Raw genomic sequence first — 21,071 nt, forward strand, 5'->3', positions numbered from 1 at the left:
CCTAATCCCGCAACACTTTCGCATCACGCGCGAAGGACTGCACTTCCTCCGTCAACCACACGTGCGCCGGAACAGCGCCACCGAGAAGCTCCCGAGCCAGAGACGGCGAATCCCCGATCGGCACATCGCTGCCCGCAATGATGATGTTGCCGTAGCGCCTGCCCTTGAGCATCGCCGGATCCGCGACGATCGCGAGGTGCGGAAAGACACTGCGAAGAGTCGACGCCTCCTGCTTCGCGAGCGACAGATCCCGGCGGTCACCGCAATTGATGACGTACATGCCGCCGGGCGAGAGGACGCGTCGAACATGCTCGGTGAACTCGGCCGTGAGCAGCGGCTCCGGAGTTGTTGCTCCCGCGAACACATCTCGCACGATGAGGTCGCGACTGTTCTCGCTGAGCGTCTCGGTGACCGCCCGAGCTTCGCCGACGCGGATGCGCAGCAGCGGTGCTCGTGGCAGGTCGAACCATTCGCGCACCAGCTCTGAAAGCTTGCCGTCGAGCTCCACCACCACCTGACGCGCCCCGGGATATTCCGCGGTGAACGAGCGCGCCAGGGTGCACGCCCCGCCCCCGAGGTGCAGCGCCCGCAGCGGAAAGCTCGAATCCCACTGCGCACGAACGAGGCCCGAGATCCAGCGCATGTACTCGAACTCGAGCACCGTGGGGTCGTTCATGTCGATGTGCGAACTCGGGACGTCGTTGACGTTGACGACCCACCCGTCGTCCGAGAACGCGTCACGGACCAATTCACATGTGCCCGAATCGATTTGGAACACTCCGGGTTTCAGGGAGCCGGCCGGTGCCGATGCCCGCTTCCTACCCACGTTGGCCCTCGAGTCTGAAGTCCTCGAAATCGAATCCCGGGGTGACGGTGCAGCTGACCAGGCTCGGTTCGTTGCCCACCGGCCGAGCGCGCTGCCACACGGACGGCGGCACGATTTGCTGCGGAGATTCCGGCCCGACCAGCAGCGAAGTCACTTCACCCGGCTCGGTCCCTGAGCCGCCGAGATCGAGCTGCACCGGACTACCCCGGTGGTACAGCCACATCTCGGTGCCGCGGACGGTATGCCACGCCGACTGCTGACCGGGCATGAGCAGGAACAGGATTGCCGTGCCTGCGGCGCGCGGGCCGGGATAACCGTCGGGCAGAGATGTCTGTGGAATCGTGACCTCGCTGCGCCAGGTCTCCCGGAACCAACCACCCTCGGGGTGGGGTGCGAGGTCGAGGGCCTGAGCCCAGTCGGGCAGCGACGTCATGTACGCAACCCTAGTCAGTCGAAACCTGAACCCGGAACCTGTCGCGTTCGGTGTGCAGGCTCCACAGCTGCTCGGCGAGTGCCTCGGGGCTCTTCTTCGGATCCTTGCCGTCGATGGCGCCACCGATGATCAACTGCGACACCTGGATTCCTTCGCCCGCCAACTCCTCGTTGAGCAGCTGCGCGTATGCGGCCTGGCCTGCGAACGCGATGGAGGTGCCGGTGACCGTACGCCCGGGCTTCACCGCAGAGCCGCCGTTGACGAACAGAATCGTGCCCTTGTTCTCGCCGAGGAACCGCATGCCCGGCAACACCTGATGGACGGCGGCGATCGGTCCGTAGATGGAGAACTCGACCGGCCCGACCATGTCGGCCGGGGTGGTCTCGAGCACGGGCCGCATGAAGTCCTTCTGCGGCAGCGGGCTGTACTGCAGCACCTCGATGGGTCCGAGTGTTTCGGTGACCTGCTCCAAGGCTGCGGCGATCGAGGCCGGATCGCGCACATCGGCGACGAAGCCCTTCGCGGACACGCCGTCGGCGACCAGCTGATCGGCGAGTGCGTCGACGCGGGACTGATTACGAGAGATGAGGCCGACCGAGAAGCCCTGCGCGCCGAACTTGCGCGCGACTGCTGCTCCGAGACCTGCACCTGCTCCGACTATTGCTATCGATGTCATGTCGAATGCAAGGACCGAGGCTCGAAGACTATTCCGACGACCGTCTCGAGCAGGGCCTCCGCAGTCCGATGCAACGCGGTGACATCCCCGGTCCAGCCGAGTACCCGCAGAGCGGCCTCGGCGATTCCGGCCGCGTCCGCCGTCGCGTCCCGGCGGCCGTTCTCCCGATCGGCTCGCGCGTTCACCACGGTCTCCACCAGGCGAAACGGTAGGTCCTCGGTACCCGGCCTGCGCTCGGAATCGAGCTGGACCAACGTGTCCGACGCAATGTCCGCATACAAGCTCATCAGCGTGTACCGATGGTCGCGGAAGGTCTCGAAGCGCTCGCTGCGCAGTTCGGGCAGTAGATAGAGCGCGCCGAGATTCCAGGTGGACGCACCGAGCTGTCCGGCGTCGAAGTAGGCCAGCGCGTACATCTGGGTCGCCGCCTCGGCTCCCGACTGCCGAATGCGCAGCGCGACGGCCAGCGGCGCATCGACCGTGCCGCTGAGCAGCGCGTCGAGTATGTCGTCCTTGGTGGCGAAGTGGTGATAGAGCGAGGCCTGACGCAAACCGACGGCGTCGGCTATGACGCGGGTGGAGGTATTTGTGAATCCGCGAGTGGTGAAGAGCTCGGCCGAGGCGTCGAGAATTTCCTCGCGAGCGGTGTCGCCCGGCCGCTTCTTCGTGCTCAGCCTTGGCCTGCCTGCTCCGGTCATGACTGCATCTTGTCAGGTCGACGTGACGGTGAGATTTCTGTCATCTGATCGAAATAGACGAAACGAGGTTGTTTCACGACGGACACCGCCAGGGAACGGCGGTGCCGAAAACTATCAACTGACAGAAACCCGCCTCGGCGATGCAGCGGGCGGTCACTCACCACCCACCTCGCCCGTAGGAGACTTCCATGAGCTCGACAACACTGCCGGCCCCGGGCTCGGGTTCGGAACCCTCGCCCACCACCGACCATTCCGATCTGGCTTCCCTCGGCTACGACCAGCAGCTGCACCGCAGCCTCGGCAAGTACGCGTCCTTCGCCGCCGGCTTCTCGTTCGTCTCGATTCTCACCACCATCTTCCAGCTCTTCGGACTCGGCTTCAGCTTCGGTGGCCCGGCCTTCTTCCTCACCTGGCCGCTCGTGTTTCTCGGGCAGTTCATGGTGGCCCTGAACTTCGCCGAACTCGCTGCCCGCTATCCCATCTCGGGCGCGATCTACCACTGGTCCAGGCGTATGGGCGGTGAGCTGGTCGGGTGGTTCGCCGGCTGGTTCATGATCATCGCGCAGATCGTCACCGCCTCCGCCGCCGCGATCGCACTGCAGGTCGTTCTCCCCAGCATCTGGGGCGGCTTCCAGCTGATCGGCGAGGACACCGCGCTCACCTCGCCGAGCGGAGCCGCGAATGCCGTTGTGCTGGGCTCGATTCTGCTGGTGCTCACCACCACGATCAACTGCATCGGCGTGAACTGGATGTCGCGCATCAACAGCATCGGCGTCACCTGCGAGATCGTCGGCGTCATCGCGCTGGTGCTGGTGTTCTTCACGCACGCCGAGCGCGGACCACAGGTGGTGTTCGATACCGGAAGTGCCGGAGCCGATCCCGGCTACATCGGTGCCTGGATCGTCTCGGGCCTGATGGCGGCCTACGTCATGGTCGGCTTCGGCTCGGCAGGCGAACTCGCCGAGGAAACCCGCAATCCCCGACGCGTCGCGCCGCGCACCATCCGTCTGGCCCTCTCCGCATCGGCACTGGGCGGTGGCCTGATGATCGTCGGCGCACTGATGGCCGCACCGAGCCTCACCGACGGTCAGCTCGCAACCCAGGGGCTTCCGTACGTCATCGACTCGATCCTCACCTCACCGTGGGGCAAGGTCCTGCTGGTCGACGTCGCCATCGCGGTGTTCATCTGCACCCTCGCCATCCAGACCGCGGCATCGCGGCTGATGTTCTCCATGGCCCGCGACGGACGCCTGCCCGCCTCGACGGCTCTCGCGAAGGTCAACTCGCGCACCGGAACTCCCATCGCACCCTCGGTCCTGATCGGTCTGGCCTGCGTGGCGATCCTGGCCGTCAACGTCGGCAACTCCGCGATCTTCACCACGCTCTCCAGCGTCTGCATCGTGCTGATCTACCTCGCGTACATGATGGTCACCGTCCCGCTGCTGATCCAGCGACTCAAGGGCTGGCCGCACGGCGGCGTGCAACACGACTCCGACGGCCAGAAGCTCTTCACCCTCGGACGCCTCGGCCTGCCGGTCAACATCGCCGCAGTTCTCTACGGCGGCCTGATGGTGGTCAACCTGTCGTGGCCGCGGGCCGAGATCTTCGACCCCACCGGCGAATTCCCACTGCTGCGCTGGGCCGCACCCCTGACCGTCCTAGCCGTGATCGTCGTAGGTATCGCCTGCCTACCCCGCGGCAAAGCCCACCCCAAGCCCGTCACGATCGGAGCCTGAACCAGTATGAGCACGGCAACTGCAACCACCCACTCCGCCAAGGAACACGCACGCTCCCAGGCGACGGTCGCACCGGCACCCACTGCACCGGAGGGCATCTCGGAGCTCACTTGGGCAGAATCGGTCCCCGGCGGCAGCTACACCACCAAGGTCCTCGCTCGCGGAACCCGGCTACGCCTCGTCGACGTCGACGGTGATGCCTGCGCCAATCTGCTGCTCTACCGCGCCGACGCCCCGTGGGAGCGACTCAACACCGCCGACACCGTCAAGGTGCCGTGGCAGGCGTATCTGAGTGCCGGCCATCCTCTGCTCTCGGATCAGGGGCGCGTGCTGGCGACCATCGTCGACGACACCTCCGGCCACCACGACGCCCTGTGCGGCACCACCTCCACCGCTACCAACACCGCGAAATACGGAGTCAGCGGACCACATTCGTCCGCTCCCGCAGGCCGCGAACTGTTCACCCTGGCCGCGGCGAAGCACGGACTGGAACCACGCGACGTCGCACCGTCCCTGTCGTTCTTCCACGGCGTGAGAGTCGACGCCGACGGGGCTCTTGTCGGCACCGGCTCGGCGGGAGCGGGGAAGTCGGTGGACCTGCTGATCCACCTGCCGGTGATCGTGTTGCTGGCCAACACCGCTCACCCGCTCGACCCGAGGTCCGAGTTCCCTACGACGGCCCTCGACGTGCTGGCGTGGCGAGCACCCGAGGAACTACTCACCCTCGACAACACCGAACCGGAATACCAGCGCGCAGTACAGAACACCGAGAACGCATGGAAGGCAGCGCAATGACCGCCAGCACCCTCGAGACCACGATCGTTCGTGACGAGATCGCCCCCGCATTCGGCCCGTGGTCCGCCGTCGTCGAAGCCGGTGACGTACTGACGATCGTCGATCTGTACGGCAATCAAGCCGTCGACACCCTGATGTACGGCGCGCACGATCACTCGATCCGTTACTCCGCCCCCGCCACCGTCACCGCTCAGCAGAACCTGTTCCTGACCACCGGAACCGTTCTGCGCAGCGATGATTCGACTCCGATCATGACGATCGTCGACGACGAGGTCGGCAACCACGACACCGTCGGAGGTGCGTGCTCCAAGGAATCGAACACCCTGCGCTACGGCCACCACACTCAGCATCAGCACGCGTGCGTCGAGAACTTCCTCATCGAGGGATCCAAGTGGGGACTCGGCAAACGGGACCTGGTGCCCAACATCAACTTCTTCATGAACGTCCCCGTCGACGCCGACGGCACGCTCGGCATCGTCGACGGTCTGTCGGCTCCCGGCAAGAAGCTCTCCTTGCGTGCCGAGATCGACACGCTGGTACTGGTGTCCAACTGCCCCCAGATCAACAACCCCTGCAACGGATTCGACCCCACCGCGGTGCGGATGATCGTGACGCGAGAGCCGGGCGGTCGAGCATGAACGCGACCAAGATGACCGTCCAGCGACCCGGCATGATCACCACCGTGCAGGACTGGCCGGGTCGCATCGGGTACTGGAAGGTGGGCGTACCGCCGTCGGGGCCGATGGACGACCTGTCGTTCCGGCTCGGCAACGTCGCGCTCGGCAACCCCGAGGGTGCCCCGGGCCTCGAATCCACCATGGCCGGGCCGGCATTGACGTTCGACGCCGACACCTACGTCTGCGTCACCGGCGCAGCGGTACCGGTTCGCATCGACGGCCGATCGGCCGCGCAGTGGAAGCCGGTGCTGGTTCCCGCCGGCGCCACCCTCGATGTCGGCACCACCACCGGGCACGGGCTACGGGTCTACGTTCTGATCCAGGGCAGCCTCGAGGTCGACGACTATCTCGGCAGCGCAGCAACGTTCACTCTCGGTAAGTTCGGTGGACATCGCGGCGGCATCCTCGGTGAGGGCGACGTCATCGGCCTGGCCGGACGCTCGGACAACTCCGAGATTCTCGGTCCGATACCGATGGAACACCTGCCGGTGCTGACGTCGAACTGGGACATCGCCGTCACCGAGGGCCCCCACGGCGCACCGGAGTTCTTCACCCGCGAGGACATCGACACCCTCTACGCCACCCGCTACGAGGTGCACTTCAACTCCGATCGCACCGGGGTCCGGCTCATCGGGCCGAAGCCGCAGTGGGCTAGGACCGACGGCGGCGAAGCCGGACTGCACCCGTCCAACATTCACGACAACGCCTACAGCGTCGGCGCACTGGACTTCACCGGCGACACCCCGATCCTGCTCGGACCGGACGGCCCGAGTCTGGGCGGATTCGTCTGCCCCGTCACCGTTATCGCCGCCGAGCGGTGGAAGCTCGGCCAGCTCCGCCCCGGGGACACCATCCGCTTCGTACCGGTGCGAGCCGCGGCCACCGCGCCGTTGGGATCACTCGGACTCGCTCGGCGCGCTTCTCTGCCTGCAGTGTTCTCCGCAGGCGGCGACGGGGACGACGGCGTCCTCGCTCGACGCGACGCCGATACGTGCGTCACCTACCGGCGCTCGGGAGACGACAACGTCCTCGTCGAGTACGGCGACATGAAACTCGACCTGGCCCTGCGTGCCCGAGTCCACGCCCTGCACCAGCGCGTCGAGGCACTCGCCCCGCGCGGGTTGGTGGACCTGACCCCGGGCATCCGCTCGTTGCAGGTGAAGGTGAATCCCGATGTGCTGTCCATCGATTCGTTGATGGGTCTGCTGTCCGAGGTGGAGGACGATCTTCCCGCGGCCTCGGAGCTCGTGGTTCCCAGCCGCCAGGTTCGGCTTCCGCTCTCGTGGGACGACCCCTCGACCCGCGAGGCGATCCAGCGGTACATGCACGGTGTGCGCGCCGACGCTCCATGGTGCCCCTGGAACATCGAGTTCATTCGGCGCATGAACGGACTCGACTCGGTGGCAGACGTGTTCGACACCGTCTTCGCCGCCGACTACATGGTGCTCGGACTCGGCGACGTGTATCTGGGCGCTCCGGTGGCGACACCACTCGATCCGCGACACCGCCTGGTGACGACGAAGTACAACCCGGCGCGAACCTGGACGCCGGAGAACGCCGTCGGCATCGGTGGGGCATACCTGTGCATCTACGGCATGGAGGGTCCCGGCGGATACCAGTTCGTGGGTCGCACCACACAGGTGTGGAACCACAGCGCCGCCTACAGTGACGGCCCGTTCGAGGAGGGCACCCCGTGGTTGCTCCGGTTCTTCGACCGAATCTCCTGGTACTCGGTCGAACCCGAGGAACTGATGGATCTGCGCGCCGATCTGGCGGCCGGCCGCGGCGGCGGCGTGGACATCACCGACGGTGAATTCTCGCTGGCCGAGCACGAGAACTTCCTGGAGACCAACGCGGACTCCATCGCCGAGTTCCGCGCGACGCAAGCCGTTGCCTTCGGTGCCGAGCGCGATGCGTGGTCGGCAGCAGGCGAATTCGATACGACGAAGGGCAAGACCGATGCAGCCTGAGGTGCGAGAGCGAGTTCTGCAGGCCTACAAGCGGATCGCCGAGGTGGATCGGCCCGAGGTCTGGATCACCCTGCGTGACGAGAACGACGTGCTGGCCGAGGCAGTCGCCCTCGAGGAGGCGCTCGCGGCCGGTGCGGAGCTACCGCTCGCGGGCACACTGGTCGCGGTCAAGGACAACATCGACGTGGCCGGTCTGCCCACCACCGCGGCCTGCCCCGAGTTCGCCTACACCCCTTCGGCATCTGCTGTCGCCATCGAACGACTGACCAGCCAGGGCGCACTGATACTGGGCAAGACCAACCTCGACCAGTTCGCCACCGGATTGGTCGGCACTCGCAGCCCCTACGGCGCGGTGCGGTGTGCCTGGGATCCCACGCTGGTCTCGGGAGGCTCGAGTTCCGGGTCCGCCGTCGCGGTGGCACTGGGCATCGCGGACATCGGAATCGGAACCGACACAGCAGGATCGGGTCGAGTACCCGCAGCCTTCCACGGAATCGTGGGCATCAAGACCTCACTGGGTATCGTGCCGAACACCGGTGTCGTTCCCGCCTGCGCCGACTACGACTGCGTCACCGTCCTCGCCCGTGATCTCGACAGTGCCACTGCGGCCATGAAAGTCATGACCGGCCCGACTGCCACCGATTCCCGCAGCCGGGCCTGGCCCGCCGACGTCGGACTGGCCGCATCCCCGCAGCCCCGTGTGGCCGTCCCACGAGGTGAGGATCTGACGTCGCTCAGCCCGGCGTACCGTCGAGCATTCGAGGAGACGGTCGCCGGCCTGGCCGACAAGGGAATGTCCTACGCCGAGGTCGACATCTCGGCGCTGCTCGACGCGGCGACACTGCTGTACGACGGAGCGATTGTGGCGCAGCGCTATTCGGCCGTGGGGGAGTTCCTCGACACCGCGCCTGCCGGTGCCGATCCCACGGTGGCCGCGATCGTCCGCTCGGCCGCAGGGCCGTCCGCGCACCGATACGTGGATGATCTCGACACCCTTGCGCGAACGAAGACAGCAGCCCGCACATTCCTCAGCGAGTTCGACGGCCTGCTGTTACCCACCACCACCGAACATCCCACTATTGCAGCGGTGCAGTCGGATCCGATGAGCATCAACCGGCGACTGGGTACGTTCACCAACTTCTGCAACCTGCTCGACATGGCCGCAGTCGCCGTTCCCGGAGCTCCGACGGCGGACGGCACTCCGTTCGGAGTCATGGTCGTCGTACCCGCGTTCGAGGATCAGATCGCAATCGACCTGGCGGCACAGTTGAGCGGAATCGAGTCACCGTCGTTGATCGACGACGGCATCGAGGTACTGGCCGTCGGCGCACATCTGCGCGGTTTTCCGGTGCATCACCAGTTGACCGATCGCGGTGCGCGATTCAGCGGCGAGGTGACGACCACGGCGGACTACCGGCTGGTGGATCTGCACACCACCCCGCCCAAGCCCGGCCTGATACGGCGGGCAGGCGACGGCGCTCCCATCTCCGGAGAGCTCTATCGCATGTCCGCTGCGGCGCTCGGGACCTTCCTCGCGGGGTTGCCCGCGCCGATGGGTCTGGGTCCGGTCGAATTGTCCGACGGTCGCTGGGTCACCGGATTCTGCTGTGCGCACGACGCGGCCGAGGCGGGAACCGACATCACCGAATTCGGCGGCTGGCGCGCGTACAGAGCTCACGCCGGGACCGGTTTGCCCCCGTCGGTCGCCACTCGTACCGCGAGCAGCCCGAGCACCGTGCCCATGACGTAGCGCTGCACCCGCAGCCACGTCGGGCGAACGGCGAGGAACCGCGCGATCGATCCGGCGAGCACCACGATCGCCAGGTTGACCGCTACGGCCACGGCGATCTGCACCCCGCCGAGCGTGAATCCCTGCAGCAGAATGTGTCCCGCTGCAGGGTCGACGAATTGCGGGATGACCGAGATGTACATGATCGCGATCTTCGGATTCAGCAGGTTGGTCACCAAGCCCGTCGTGAACAGCCGGCGGTTCGAATCCTGTTGCAGCTCGGTCGGTTCGAATGCCGACACCGTCCCGCGCACGGCCTGCACCGCCAACCAGGCGAGGTAGGCCGCGCCGGCGAGCTTGACCGCCGTGTACAGGGCGGGCACGGCCGTGAACACCGCGGCCAGGCCGAGATTGGTGGCCGTCAGATAGATCAGGAATCCGATCGCGACGCCGGCCAGCGATACGAATCCCGCCCGTCGGCCCTGCGAAATACTGCGCGAGACAAGGTAGATCATGTTCGGCCCCGGCGTCAGAACCAACGCGAGAGCCACTGCGAACACACCGAGAACTGCGGAGTACGAGACCATGCGGTCAAGACTTCACGTCTACCGGCCTGCAGGAGAAGAGCCAGTTACGGTGTCGTGGTTCCCTTATCCGGCACGCACTGCCGAGGCCACCGCGGCACCGATCGCCGCCATTCCCGCCGCCGTCGGATGCAGGGGTGCCGCAGGATTCTGCGGGACGACCCCCTCGAAGTACCGCTGATCGGCAGCCACGCACACGTCGTGGCCGACACTCAACGGCTCGGTGTCGACGAACTCTGCACCGTGTTCTTCGGCCTGGGTCTGCAGGGCGTCGTTCATGGCGGTGATGCTGCCCTGGATGTAGTCGGCGTCCTCGGGCAGCATGGGTTGAGTGGGGAAGCAGCCGCCGTCCGGCAGATAGGTGCCGTAGCCGACGACCAGAATTCGAGCATCGGGCGCACGCTCGCCCACCGCGTCGAGCATGGCACCCCAGCTGGGGGCCTTGTCTTCGATGGCAGCGGCGACGGTATCCACGCCACCTGCGGTGAGCCGGTCCTTGCAGACGTTGGCGGCGGAGGTGTCCGCGAAGGTGAGGCATTGCACGGCTGTCGAGACCAGCCCGATGTCGTTGCCGCCGATCGTGACGGTCACCAGATCGGTTTCAGGGGTCAACGCGTCGAGTTGCACAGGAACCTCACCGCTGGAGGTTTCCTGCGGAGTGGAGAGGATGTTCTCGGTGACGGCACCCGAGCAGGTGACGTCGACGAACGAGCCGACCGCCAGATCCTCGGCGAGTACGTGCGGGTAGTTGGCATCGGACTGCTGGCATCCCGGTACGCCGACCTGGTTGGGGATTCGCGGGCCCGATGCGGCCGAGTCACCCAACGCGACGTAGTTCACCGAAACCGGGGCCTCCGACGGCTGAGCGGGCGCTTCCGATACCGAAGACTCCGACGAACAGCCCGCCAGTACGCAGGCGGACACAGCAAGACCGACGAGAATTCCCTGGCTCCTCACAGCTTCGACGCTACAGCTGCCGGTAACCTCGACCGGGTTGTCCAGGACAGAGCGTCCATCGCATCGAACAGAGGAATTTTCATGATCACCGCGTTCATCAACCAGATCCTCGGCGGCTTCGGCTCCATTTCCGCTGGCAGCAGCGGCTTCGAGCTGGCACCGGGAACGCTGCCCTTCGGGCTGTAGAGACCTCCGGAACGCCCGCCCGTGCGGGGCCGACGATTGCATCGGTTCCGCGCGGGTACCCCGGGGTCATGACTACCCACAACAACGACTCGAAGAACGACGACACCGCTCCCGACGCCAAGGAAGACGTGACCTCCGATCCGGCCGCGGCGGCGGAAGACAACGATTGGTCGAGCGAAGGCGGAGCAATCGAAACCGGTCCCGCGACCGACGACGAGCGAACCGACAGCAACTAACCGATCAGACGGCGGGGAGCGGCCCGCAACGTGCGGACGTCGCCGTCGGCGACTATATGCTCCACCGTCTCGCCTCGGGTGCGCATCGACTCGCCGACGGTGAAGCTCACGCGAGCGTCACCGAGCCAATCGACGCCGACGACGATTCCCACGGTCCCTTTGGGAATTCCGCTACGCCATCGCACATGTCCCAGGTTGCGGACCGTGATCACGGTCTCGCCGATCTCGAAGTGCCCCACACGCCCCCCCGGCTCGATTCTTACCGACCAGTAGACCTCGAGTGAACGCCCTGTTCAAGCGGTAGATCCGCGCTTACATCGACCGCTGGCCGCCTCGATGCCAGTCGGCACGATCACAATTCGGCACTAGGCCGGGTATGGGCGTTCGATCCCGTCGTGCGGTATTTTTCGATTCCACCATTTGCTGTTGTGGCAAGTTTTCTTGCCAACTGTTGGGCTGTGTCGGACACTCTCCCCATGACTACAGACACCGATCGACACACTCCGGTCGACGCGATCATCGTCGGCGGCGGAGTCGCCGGACTCAGCGCCGCCGTGGCCCTCGGCCGTTCCCGACGATCCGTCGCGATCATCGACGCGGGCGATCCCCGCAACGCTCCGGCAGCGCATTCACACAACTACCTCACCCGCGACGGCGAGTCGCCTCTCGAGCTGGTTCGCCTCGGCCGAGACGAGGCGCTCCACTACGGCGCACGCATCGTCGAGGGTGTCGCGACGTCCGCGAGTCGAACCGAAGCCGGGTTCGAGGTGACTCTCGCCGACGGTTCCGTCGTCCGCGGACGCCGCCTCCTGGTCACCACCGGCCTCACCGATGTACTGCCCGACATCCCCGGCCTCGCCGATCGGTGGGGGCGCGACGTACTGCACTGCCCGTATTGCCATGGCTGGGAGGTACGCGATCGCAGGATCGGCATCATCGGCAGCGCCATGATCGGACATCAGGCACAGATGTGGCGTCAGCTCACCGAGCACGTCACGGTGTTCGCCCACACGGCAACACGATCGGCCACCCAAGAACGCGAGCGACTTGCCGCACGTGGCATCGAGGTCGTCGACGGGGAGATCGCTCGGGTCGATGTCGAGGGCGACGCGATCGTCGGAGTGACGCTCGCGAGCGGCACGCAGATCCCGGTCGACGCATTGGTCGTCGGACCCAACTTCACCTCCCGCGCAGACGTCCTGTTGTCGCTGGGGCTGGCCACGACCGAGATGGTCATGAACGACCATGTTCTCGGCACGTACGTCGAGGCCGACCCCGTCGGTGCCACATCCGTGCCCGGCGTGTGGGTTGCGGGCAACGTGTCTGCACCGATGGACACCGTCGTGGCGGCGTCCGCGGCCGGAGTCAAGGCAGGCGCGGCGATCAACGGTGACCTGATCGAGGAGGAGGTTCGCCTCGCCGTCGAACAGGCGAAGGCCATCGCCTCCTGAATGCCCGGAGACTGGCGCCTGTGCGCTGTCACAACATCTGTTGAGCTTCTCCGGCCTCCGGGTCGTCTTCGGCCCCGTGTGCGCTGCGCAAAGACGTATATTCACCCATGGAGGCGCCGCGAACAGGCACGCGAACGCTACGAGCGAGAAGGAAGTAGGTCCTTCGATGAATACGAAGGTCGCTGCGCCCTTCGCCATGCACACCGTACGAACCGTCGGCCTGGGTGCAGTGGTCGTCGTCGCGGGCACCGTCTTCGTTCTCGGCGACGCCGGAGTGCGGGCCGGTGTGCTGGCCACCGTCGCAGTCGGATCGGTACTGGCCATCAGCGCCGCGATCCGTAGATACCGTCCCGACGACTCTCGATGCTGGTGGGCACTGTTCGGTGCCTCGGTGCTGTTCATGTTCGGGGTCTCGCTCCGCAGCGATCCCACCGCTCTGAACCATTCGTTCCCGCTGCTGCCGGATCTGTTCACCCTGACCGGGTACGCACTCGTCGGGTACGCACTGTCGCGGTGGATTCGAGATCGCCGGTCGATCGACGACATCACTCCGCTCGTCGACGCCGGCCTGATCTTTCTCGGCACCCTGTTCCTGTCGTGGTTGCTGTTCATCTCTCCGGCCCTGGGATCTCCCCGTTCGTCGGCATCGACGGTGTTCAACGGGCTGTATCCGGCGATCGACGCGGCACTGATCACCTTGACCACCTACCTGCTGTTCTCGTCCAAACCCCGTACCCCAGCGCTGCAGTGGGCTCTGATCGCACTCGTCGCGACACTCGTCGGCGACATCTCGTACGCCTTCGCGGCCACCACCGACGACGCGCCGTCCTCGGGATTGCTCGACGGCATCTACCTGTTCGCGTATCTCGCCCTGGCGATGGCCGCCCTGGATCCGTCGATGCGCACCGTCTCCCAGCGGCAGACTCCTGCACCGGCGCACAGCAGCCGCCGCGTCGTGTTCGTGGTGACGCTGCTGGTCGTCTGCGCCACGGTCCCGCTGCTGGGCTCGGCCGTGTCCACCGGAGATCTGATCGTGCGGTCCCTGTTGCTCGCCTCGATCCTGGTGGGGGCCTTCCTGCGCGGCGAACGCGCACTGACCCGAGTGCAGGTCGGCGAGGAGCACGCGAAATACCTTGCCGCTCACGATCTGTTGACCGGCCTACCGAACCGCACGATGCTCGACGAGGAGTTCACCCGGCTCGAGCGCACCGAGACTCCGGGGCGCACGTGCGTCCTGTTCGTCGACCTCGACAACTTCAAGATGGTCAACGACTCGTACGGTCACCGCGTCGGTGACGAACTCATCGTCGCCGCAGCGCGACGCATCCGCGCCGCCGTCGGTGCCGCCGACACCGTGGTCAGGTACGCCGGTGACGAGTTCGTCGTGTTGACCCGCCGCGATCGCGGCGGAGCAGAAGCGTTGGCCCGCCGCATCATCGATCGGACCAACGAGCCGTTCCCTCTGAGCGCCGCAACGGCATACGTCACGGCCTCGGTGGGAATCGCGGACGCGGACCGACTGCACGACGCCATCCGAGAGGCCGACACCGCGATGTATCACGCGAAATCTCTCGGCGCGGCGCGCTACGCGTCCTTCGACGAATCCCTGCGGGCCCGAGCGACATCCGCGATCGAGACCGCCACCGCGCTGCGCGGCGCGATCAGACGCGGCGAGCTCGAGGTGTACTACCAGCCTATCGTCGAGACGACCTCGCGCACCACCGTCGTCTACGAGGCACTCCTGCGCTGGAACTGGCAGGGGCGAGTGCGTACCCCCAACGAGTTCATCCCGATCGCCGAATCCACCAATCTCATCAAGGAAATCGGCGAATGGGTGCTGCGCACCGCGATGTCGGATCTGGTGACACTTCGTTCCAACGGGCAGGACGTCACCATGTCGGTGAACGTGTCCCCGATGCAGTTGCGTGACGATTCGTTGCCGGTGATCGTCGCGCGACTGCTCGACACGTACGGCCTCGACGGAGCAGATCTGGCCCTCGAGATCACCGAGAGCGTGCTGATCGACGACATGGGTACGGCGAAAAGCGTTCTCGACCGACTCGCCGCGATGGGTGTGCTCATCGTTCTCGACGACTTCGGTATCGGCTACTCCTCGTTGAGCAGGCTGCGCGCGATGCCGATCGCACTGCTCAAGATCGACAAGTCGTTCGTCCACCAGATCGGCACTTCGGAATCCGACACGCAGCTGATTCGCGCGATCGTCGCCATGGCGTCGGCGCTGCCGGTGGCCACGGTCGCCGAGGGCGTCGAGACCGAGGAGCAGGCCGCGATCATCGAGGCTCTCGAATGCCGCTTCGCGCAGGGCTTTCTGTTCGGTAGACCGGCACCCGTCGCGCATTGGCTTCTCGAATCTGCCGAGACCCGTGCCGGCAGGTGAGCCGGGTGTTAGCGTCGGGCGGTGTCTGTAATCGGAGTGCACCGCTCGACTGTCCTTGCGTGTGCCCTACTGCTGGTGCCGCTCGCCGCGTGCAGTAGCAGCGAGAGCACCGATCCCGACCCCGCGTCCGAGAACAGCTGTGTTCTCGGTGCCAGCGGCGGCACCCCGGTAGAGGGGACGCCGAGTGCGAGTTCGGGTGACATCTCCACCAATCCCGAAGTGGCGACCGGGTATCGATCCGACATGGCTCCGGTGGAGACGGCCTCGTATTCCGTCTCGACGGCCAACCCGGTCTCCACCGAGGCCGCGTGCGCGGTCCTGCGTGACGGTGGCACCGCGACCGACGCGCTGATCGTGGCGCAGACGGTGCTCGGCCTCGTCGAGCCGCAGTCCTCCGGCATCGGCGGCGGGGCCTTCCTGATGTACTACGACGCGGCCACCGGTGAAGTACAGAGCTACGACGGCCGCGAGACCGCCCCGATGAGTGCGACCGGCGACTACCTGCGGTACATCGACGACGTCGATCGCACTCTGCCGCAACCCGATGCCCGTTCGAGCGGCCGATCGATCGGCGTCCCCGGGGTGCTGCGGATGCTCGAGCAAGCCCACGACGATCACGGCACCAAGCAGTGGGGTGAGCTGTTCGACCCCGCAATCGGTCTCGCCGACAACGGAATCGAGATCAGCCCGCGCATGGCATCGTCCATTGCCGACTCGGCACCGAAGCTCGCCCTCGACCCCGCGTCCAAGGACTACTTCCTGGAGCCGGACGGCACCGGCAAGCCGGCCGGGACGGTGCTGAACAACCCGGCGATGTCGAAGACGCTCTCCGCCATCGCAACCGACGGTGCGGACGCCTTCTACACCGGTGACATCGCGCAGGCCATCGTCGACGCGACCGCGGACACCACCGCCGGCCGTACCCCCGGACAGATCACGCTGGAGGATCTCGCCGCGTACGAACCCAAGACCCGCACGGCCGTCTGCACCGAGTATCGCGACCACGACATCTGCGGTATGCCCGGCCCGTCCTCGGGCGGTATCGCGGTGGCGTCGGCGATGGGAATTCTGTCGAATTTCGATCTCGCGCAGTACGCCCCGACGGGAATGGACGCCAACGGCGGAACCCCGACGGCCGAGGGCGTGCACCTGATCGCCGAGGCCGAGCGCTTGGCCTACGCCGACCGCGACAAGTACGTCGCCGATCCGGACTTCGTACCACTGCCCGGCGGATCCCCCGATGCACTGCTCGATCCCGAATACCTCAGTGAGCGAGCGGGACTGATCGACGAGGGCAGATCCATGGGCACAGCGCAGCCCGGCGACTTCGGCCCGGTGCAGTTCGCCTCGTCCACCGATCCCGAGTTCGGCACCAGCCACATCTCCGTCGTCGACAGCCAGGGCAATGCAGCCTCGATGACGACGACCGTCGAGTCGGCTTTCGGCTCGTTCCACATGGTCGACGGCTTCCTGCTCAACAATCAGCTCACCGACTTCTCGGCATCGCCGGTGGCCGAGGACGGTACGCCGGTGGCCAATCGCGTCGAGCCGGGGAAGCGTCCGCGTAGTTCGATGGCACCGACCCTGGTCTTCGACCGAAACGACGACGGCACGCGCGGAGATCTGGCGCTCGTCGCCGGCTCTCCCGGCGGTTCGGTGATCATCCAGTTCGTCGTCAAAACACTGGTGGGACTGCTCGATTGGGGTATGGATCCGCAGCAGGCGGTGTCGATGGTCGACTTCGGTGCGGCCAACACCCCGTCGACCAACTACGGCGGTGAGCACCCGAACGTGATGGGCGAGAACGATCCGGTGGTCGTGCAGCTCCGCGAGATGGGCCACCAGGTGTCGGTCGCCGACCAGTCCAGCGGACTGAGTGCGCTGCAACGGACCGACGGAGGTTGGATCGGGGGAGCGGACCCACGCCGCGAGGGTGAGGTACTGGGCGGTTAACTCACAAACCGGTAGCCCATACCGGTTTCGGTGATCAGATGCACCGGGGACGCCGGATCTCGTTCGAGCTTCTGCCGCAGTTGGCCGAGATAGATTCGCAGATAATGTGTTTCACGCTCGTGGCCGGGTCCCCACACGGTGCGCAGTATGTCCTTCTGCGACACCAGCTTGCCCTCGTAGCGCACCAGCAGTTCGAGAACCCCCCATTCGGTGCGGGTCAGGTGCACGTTCTCGCCCTGCCGTACAACGGTTTTGGCGGCGAGATCGACGGTGAAGTCCTCGGTGACGACAACGGGGTCGGCGACGGAGTGCGGTCCACGGCGCAGCGCGGCGCGCAATCGGGCCAGCAACTCGTCCATGCCGAAGGGCTTGGTGACGAAGTCGTCGGCACCGGCGTCGAGTGCCTCGACGGTATCGGCCGAATCGGTGCGAGCCGAGAGCACCAGGATCGGTACGTCGGTCCAGCCGCGCAGACCGGCGATGACGTCGATTCCGTCGATGTCGGGCAGCCCGAGGTCGAGAATCACGATGTCCGGGTGGAAGTTCGCGGCCACCCGCAGCGCCTCTCCGCCACTCGCCGCGCTGACCACCTCGAACCCACGGACATTGAGGTTGATCCGCAGCGCCCGCACGATCTGCGGCTCGTCGTCGACGACGAGCACCCGCACCTTCACCTACTCGCCGCCTTCAACTCGACCGTCATCGTCAGCCCGCCGCCCACGGTGTTCGATGCCGTGACGGTACCGCCCATCGCCCGCACGAATCCTCGCACCACCGACAACCCGAGCCCGACGCCCACCGAGTTGTCGCGATCCCCGAGGCGCTGGAACGCGTCGAACATCGTCTCCTCGGCTCCCTCGGTGATGCCGGGGCCGTGGTCGGCGACGGAGATACTCGCCCACTCGCCGTGCACCGCCGCACTGACGATGATGTCGCCGGTGGGTGCGTAGCGGGCACTGTTGTGCACCAGGTTCGCCAGCACCCGCTCGAGCAGACCCGGGTCCGCCAGCACTTCGACATCGCCCACGTCCACTCGAACCCGATCGTCGGCTCCGATCAATGCGCCGGCCAACACGTCGTCGACGAAAACGGGTCGCAGGCTCGGCTGAACCACGCCCGCTTGCAGCCGCGAGGAATCGAGCAGATTGCTCACCAGAGCGGTCAGCTGATCGGCAGACTCGTCGATGGTGGCCAGCAACTCGTCGGTGTCCTCGGGCGAGAATTGCACGTCGGTGCTGCGCAGCGACGAGGACGCCGCTTTGACCGCCGACAGTGGCGTCCGCAGATCGTGGCTGACGGCGGAGAGCAATGCTCGACGCAACGCGTCGGCCTCGGCGAGCGCGTTGGCTCGGCTGGCTTCCTCGGCAAGACGCGCCTGACGGACCATGCCGGCCGCCTGATTGGCCACCGCCGCGAGTACCCGCCGATCGTGCGCGTGTGTGCGTTCGCCGACGAGCAGCAGCGTGAAGTCGCCCGCGTCGACCTCGGTGTCGGCTGCGGCACGGTCGACAGGAGCCTGCGCACCGGCGCTGCCCACGATGGATCCGGACTGGTTGTCCCACAGCGCAACGCCCGTCTGCCGATAGGTCTCACGGGCGCGTTCGAGGAGTGCGGTCAGATCCGCTCCGCGGAGTACCGATCCGGCGAACAGCGTCAGCAGCTCGGCTTCCTGGGTGGCCCGGCGTGCCTGACGCGTCCGCCGGGCGGCGGCGTCGACGAGGGCGGCGACGGCAACGGCGACGAGGAGCAGCACGACGGTGACGACGAAGTTGTCGGGCTCGGCGATCGTCAGGCTGTACCGGGGTGTGGTGAAGAAGCAGTTGAGCAGGAAGCCCGCGATCAACGCCGAGAGTGCCGCCGGCGCAACCCCTCCCAGCAGCGCGACACAGAGCACCACCATGAAGAACAGGGCGCTCTCACCGCTGGAGTCGAAGTCCGGTCCGACCGTGCTCAGTACGGCCGCGGCCAGGCACGGCACCAGGACGGCGGCGACCCACGCGATGATCCGTCGACGACCCGAATCGACCTGCATGCCCCTGCGGGTGGCCTGCTCGGCGTGGGTGACCATGTGTACGTCGATCTTTCCCGAGTTCTGCACCACCGCAGCGCCGATGCCCTCGTCGAGGATGCGGGCGGCACGTGACCGTCTCGAGGTGCCGATCACCAGCTGCGTCGCATTCACCCCGCGGGCGAAGTCGAGCAGCGTCGTCGGCACGTCGTCGCCGACGACGCTGTGCACGCTGGCACCCAGCCCGGCGGCCAGCTTGCGCACCGAACCCATCTGCGGTGCCGAGACACCCATGAGCCCGTCGCCGCGGACGATGTGCAGCACCATCAGCTCGGCACTGGACTTCGAGGCGATGCGACTGGCGCGGCGCAGCAACGTTTCCGATTCCGGGCCACCGGTCACCGCCACCACCACGCGCTCGCGGGCCTCCCACGTGTCGGTGATGCGATTGTCCTTGCGGTACTTCACCAGTGCCGCGTCGACCTGATCGGCGATCCACAGCAGCGCGAGCTCGCGCAGGGCGGTGAGGTTACCGCCGCGGAAGTAGTTGCTCAGTGCGGCGTCGACCTTCTCGGCGGCGTAGACGTTGCCGTGCCGCAATCTGCTGCGCAGCGCCTCGGGGGTGATGTCGACCAACTCGACCTCGTCAGCGGCTCGAACGACGCTGTCGGGCACGGTCTCTCGCTGCGGCACCCCGGTGATCTGCTGCACCACGTCGTTGAGCGATTCGAGATGCTGGACGTTGAGGGTGGAGATGACGTCGATGCCTGCGTCGAGCAGCACTTCGACGTCCTGCCACCGCTTGCCGTGCACGCTGCCCGGGGTGTTGGTGTGCGCCAGTTCGTCGACGAGCACCACCTGCGGCTTTCGGGCCAGGACGGCGTCGAGATCGAGTTCCTGCGCCGAGGACCCGCGGTACTCGACGGTCGCCATCGGCAACACTTCGATGCCGTCGAGCGCGTCGATCGTTCGCGCTCGGCCGTGTGTCTCGACGACCGCCGCCACGACGTCGCAGCCCCGGCTGCGCAGTCGATGCGCCTCGCCGAGCATGGCGAAGGTCTTGCCGACGCCGGGCGCTGCGCCGAGGTAGATCCGCAGCTCACCCCTGTCCGCCACAGCCTGTCTCCTCACCCGGCCGGTATGTGTCCCGTAGTGCCAGGTTCAACTCCGGAACGTTCACCGCTTCGGCACCGAGTACACCGTACTGCGGCCCGTGCGTGTACTCCGCGACCAGAGCCTCGACGTCGCTCACCGACGCCCCGTTGGCCTGAGCCACTCGCGCGATCTGGATGGCCGCGTAGGCGGGGCTGATGTCGGGATCGATCCCCGAACCGGACCCGGTGACGGCATCGGCGGGTACCGCAGCAGGATCGACGTTCTCCCGAGCGGCGATGGCAGCGCGGCGCTGCTCGACGAACGACGCCAGCACCTCGCTCGACGGCCCCTGGTTGGTCGGCAGCGCCGCCGCCGGATCCCCCGGAGCGAACGCGTCGTCGTCGGACACCGACCCGGTGACGCGGGTGTGGAAGAACGGATCCGGCTCTCCCGGAGCCACCTGCGGGTCGACGCCGATCAACGAGCTTCCGACGACGCAGCCCCGGGCGTCGCGCAGCGGCGAACCCTCGGCGGAGTCGGTCCCGATACGGCTGATGCCCCAGACCACGGCCGGGTAGCCGATGCCGAGAACGACCGTCAATGCCAGCAGCACTGCGAAGCCGGCCACGACCTGGCGAAGAAATCCCTGTACGAAGCGCATGA

At 66.5% G+C, this 21,071-nt stretch carries 19 protein-coding genes; 9 read left to right on the top strand and 10 right to left on the bottom strand.

Features of this window, described 5'->3' with window-relative positions; genetic code table 11:
* Nucleotide 1 precedes the first annotated feature (1 nt).
* Genes R4P47_RS10820 through R4P47_RS10835 form a run of 4 tightly spaced genes read right to left on the bottom strand, consistent with a single transcriptional unit; the run spans nt 2 to nt 2,633 of the window.
* A complete protein-coding gene (locus R4P47_RS10820; protein WP_149406796.1) occupies nt 2–826 on the bottom strand; it encodes a spermidine synthase in 825 nt (274 codons plus the stop codon).
* Entirely contained in the window at nt 819–1,259 is a 441-nt protein-coding gene (locus R4P47_RS10825; protein ID WP_149406795.1) for a cupin domain-containing protein, read from the bottom strand. The genes R4P47_RS10820 and R4P47_RS10825 overlap by 8 nt, the downstream gene beginning before the upstream one ends.
* Nucleotides 1,260–1,269: 10 nt before the next feature.
* Nucleotides 1,270–1,935 carry an SDR family NAD(P)-dependent oxidoreductase gene (locus R4P47_RS10830; protein WP_149406794.1) on the bottom strand — a complete coding sequence of 222 codons (666 nt, stop codon included), beginning with the start codon at nt 1,933–1,935 and terminating at the stop codon, nt 1,270–1,272.
* Nucleotides 1,932–2,633 (bottom strand): TetR/AcrR family transcriptional regulator, encoded by a 702-nt coding sequence (locus R4P47_RS10835; protein ID WP_149406793.1) that lies wholly within the window; start codon nt 2,631–2,633, stop codon nt 1,932–1,934. Before R4P47_RS10835 ends, R4P47_RS10830 begins: the two co-directional genes overlap by 4 nt.
* A gap of 188 nt (nt 2,634–2,821) precedes the next feature.
* On the opposite strand from R4P47_RS10835, the gene R4P47_RS10840 reads away from it, so the two are divergent.
* The 5 genes from R4P47_RS10840 to atzF are packed head-to-tail and all read left to right on the top strand — an operon-like array spanning nt 2,822 to nt 9,561.
* Nucleotides 2,822–4,369, top strand: coding sequence for an amino acid permease (locus tag R4P47_RS10840; RefSeq protein WP_068049473.1), 1,548 nt, complete (start codon nt 2,822–2,824; stop codon nt 4,367–4,369).
* Nucleotides 4,370–4,375: 6 nt separating this feature from the next.
* Nucleotides 4,376–5,164 carry an urea amidolyase associated protein UAAP1 gene (locus R4P47_RS10845; protein WP_149406792.1) on the top strand — a complete coding sequence of 263 codons (789 nt, stop codon included), beginning with the start codon at nt 4,376–4,378 and terminating at the stop codon, nt 5,162–5,164.
* On the top strand, nt 5,161–5,802 hold the full coding sequence (locus tag R4P47_RS10850; RefSeq protein WP_149406791.1) for an urea amidolyase associated protein UAAP2: 642 nt from the start codon (nt 5,161–5,163) through the stop codon (nt 5,800–5,802). The genes R4P47_RS10845 and R4P47_RS10850 overlap by 4 nt, the downstream gene beginning before the upstream one ends.
* Complete coding sequence (locus tag R4P47_RS10855) at nt 5,799–7,811, top strand: 5-oxoprolinase/urea amidolyase family protein (RefSeq protein WP_317784750.1); 2,013 nt, start codon at nt 5,799–5,801, stop codon at nt 7,809–7,811. The genes R4P47_RS10850 and R4P47_RS10855 overlap by 4 nt, the downstream gene beginning before the upstream one ends.
* Nucleotides 7,801–9,561, top strand: coding sequence for an allophanate hydrolase (gene atzF / locus R4P47_RS10860; protein WP_259468088.1), 1,761 nt, complete (start codon nt 7,801–7,803; stop codon nt 9,559–9,561). Before R4P47_RS10855 ends, atzF begins: the two co-directional genes overlap by 11 nt.
* On the opposite strand, the gene R4P47_RS10865 is transcribed toward atzF, so the two are convergent.
* Both R4P47_RS10865 and R4P47_RS10870 read right to left on the bottom strand, forming a co-directional pair.
* Complete coding sequence (locus tag R4P47_RS10865) at nt 9,486–10,127, bottom strand: LysE family translocator (protein WP_121871509.1); 642 nt, start codon at nt 10,125–10,127, stop codon at nt 9,486–9,488. The genes atzF and R4P47_RS10865 overlap by 76 nt on opposite strands.
* A gap of 63 nt (nt 10,128–10,190) precedes the next feature.
* Nucleotides 10,191–11,081, bottom strand: a complete 891-nt coding sequence (locus R4P47_RS10870) for an SGNH/GDSL hydrolase family protein (protein ID WP_269596144.1) — start codon at nt 11,079–11,081, stop codon at nt 10,191–10,193.
* A gap of 254 nt (nt 11,082–11,335) precedes the next feature.
* On the opposite strand from R4P47_RS10870, the gene R4P47_RS10875 reads away from it, so the two are divergent.
* Nucleotides 11,336–11,503, top strand: a complete 168-nt coding sequence (locus tag R4P47_RS10875) for a hypothetical protein (RefSeq protein WP_269596145.1) — start codon at nt 11,336–11,338, stop codon at nt 11,501–11,503.
* Here the strand turns inward: R4P47_RS10875 and R4P47_RS10880 are convergent.
* Complete coding sequence (locus R4P47_RS10880) at nt 11,500–11,742, bottom strand: hypothetical protein (RefSeq protein ID WP_269596146.1); 243 nt, start codon at nt 11,740–11,742, stop codon at nt 11,500–11,502. The genes R4P47_RS10875 and R4P47_RS10880 overlap by 4 nt on opposite strands.
* 237 nt (nt 11,743–11,979) lie before the next feature.
* On the opposite strand from R4P47_RS10880, the gene R4P47_RS10885 reads away from it, so the two are divergent.
* The 3 genes from R4P47_RS10885 (at nt 11,980) to ggt (ending at nt 17,305) form a co-directional block, all read left to right on the top strand.
* Nucleotides 11,980–12,954 carry an NAD(P)/FAD-dependent oxidoreductase gene (locus R4P47_RS10885; RefSeq protein ID WP_269596147.1) on the top strand — a complete coding sequence of 325 codons (975 nt, stop codon included), beginning with the start codon at nt 11,980–11,982 and terminating at the stop codon, nt 12,952–12,954.
* A gap of 166 nt (nt 12,955–13,120) precedes the next feature.
* Nucleotides 13,121–15,352: a putative bifunctional diguanylate cyclase/phosphodiesterase gene (locus R4P47_RS10890; protein WP_269596148.1), complete on the top strand. Its 2,232-nt coding sequence runs from the start codon at nt 13,121–13,123 to the stop codon at nt 15,350–15,352.
* Nucleotides 15,353–15,382: 30 nt separating this feature from the next.
* On the top strand, nt 15,383–17,305 hold the full coding sequence (ggt, locus tag R4P47_RS10895; protein WP_411567326.1) for a gamma-glutamyltransferase: 1,923 nt from the start codon (nt 15,383–15,385) through the stop codon (nt 17,303–17,305).
* Here ggt and R4P47_RS10900 read toward each other — a convergent pair.
* Genes R4P47_RS10900 through R4P47_RS10910 form a run of 3 tightly spaced genes read right to left on the bottom strand, consistent with a single transcriptional unit; the run spans nt 17,302 to nt 21,069 of the window.
* Entirely contained in the window at nt 17,302–17,979 is a 678-nt protein-coding gene (locus R4P47_RS10900) for a response regulator (RefSeq protein ID WP_317533056.1), read from the bottom strand. The genes ggt and R4P47_RS10900 overlap by 4 nt on opposite strands.
* Entirely contained in the window at nt 17,976–20,429 is a 2,454-nt protein-coding gene (locus tag R4P47_RS10905; protein WP_317533055.1) for a sensor histidine kinase KdpD, read from the bottom strand. The genes R4P47_RS10900 and R4P47_RS10905 overlap by 4 nt, the downstream gene beginning before the upstream one ends.
* The gene (locus R4P47_RS10910; RefSeq protein ID WP_149406782.1) at nt 20,413–21,069 is read right to left on the bottom strand and encodes a potassium-transporting ATPase subunit C; all 657 of its coding nucleotides are present in this window, start codon (nt 21,067–21,069) and stop codon (nt 20,413–20,415) included. Before R4P47_RS10910 ends, R4P47_RS10905 begins: the two co-directional genes overlap by 17 nt.
* Nucleotides 21,070–21,071: the final 2 nt, after the last annotated feature.

The organism is Rhodococcus sp. IEGM 1370, from assembly GCF_033142325.1.
GTDB lineage: Bacteria > Actinomycetota > Actinomycetes > Mycobacteriales > Mycobacteriaceae > Rhodococcoides.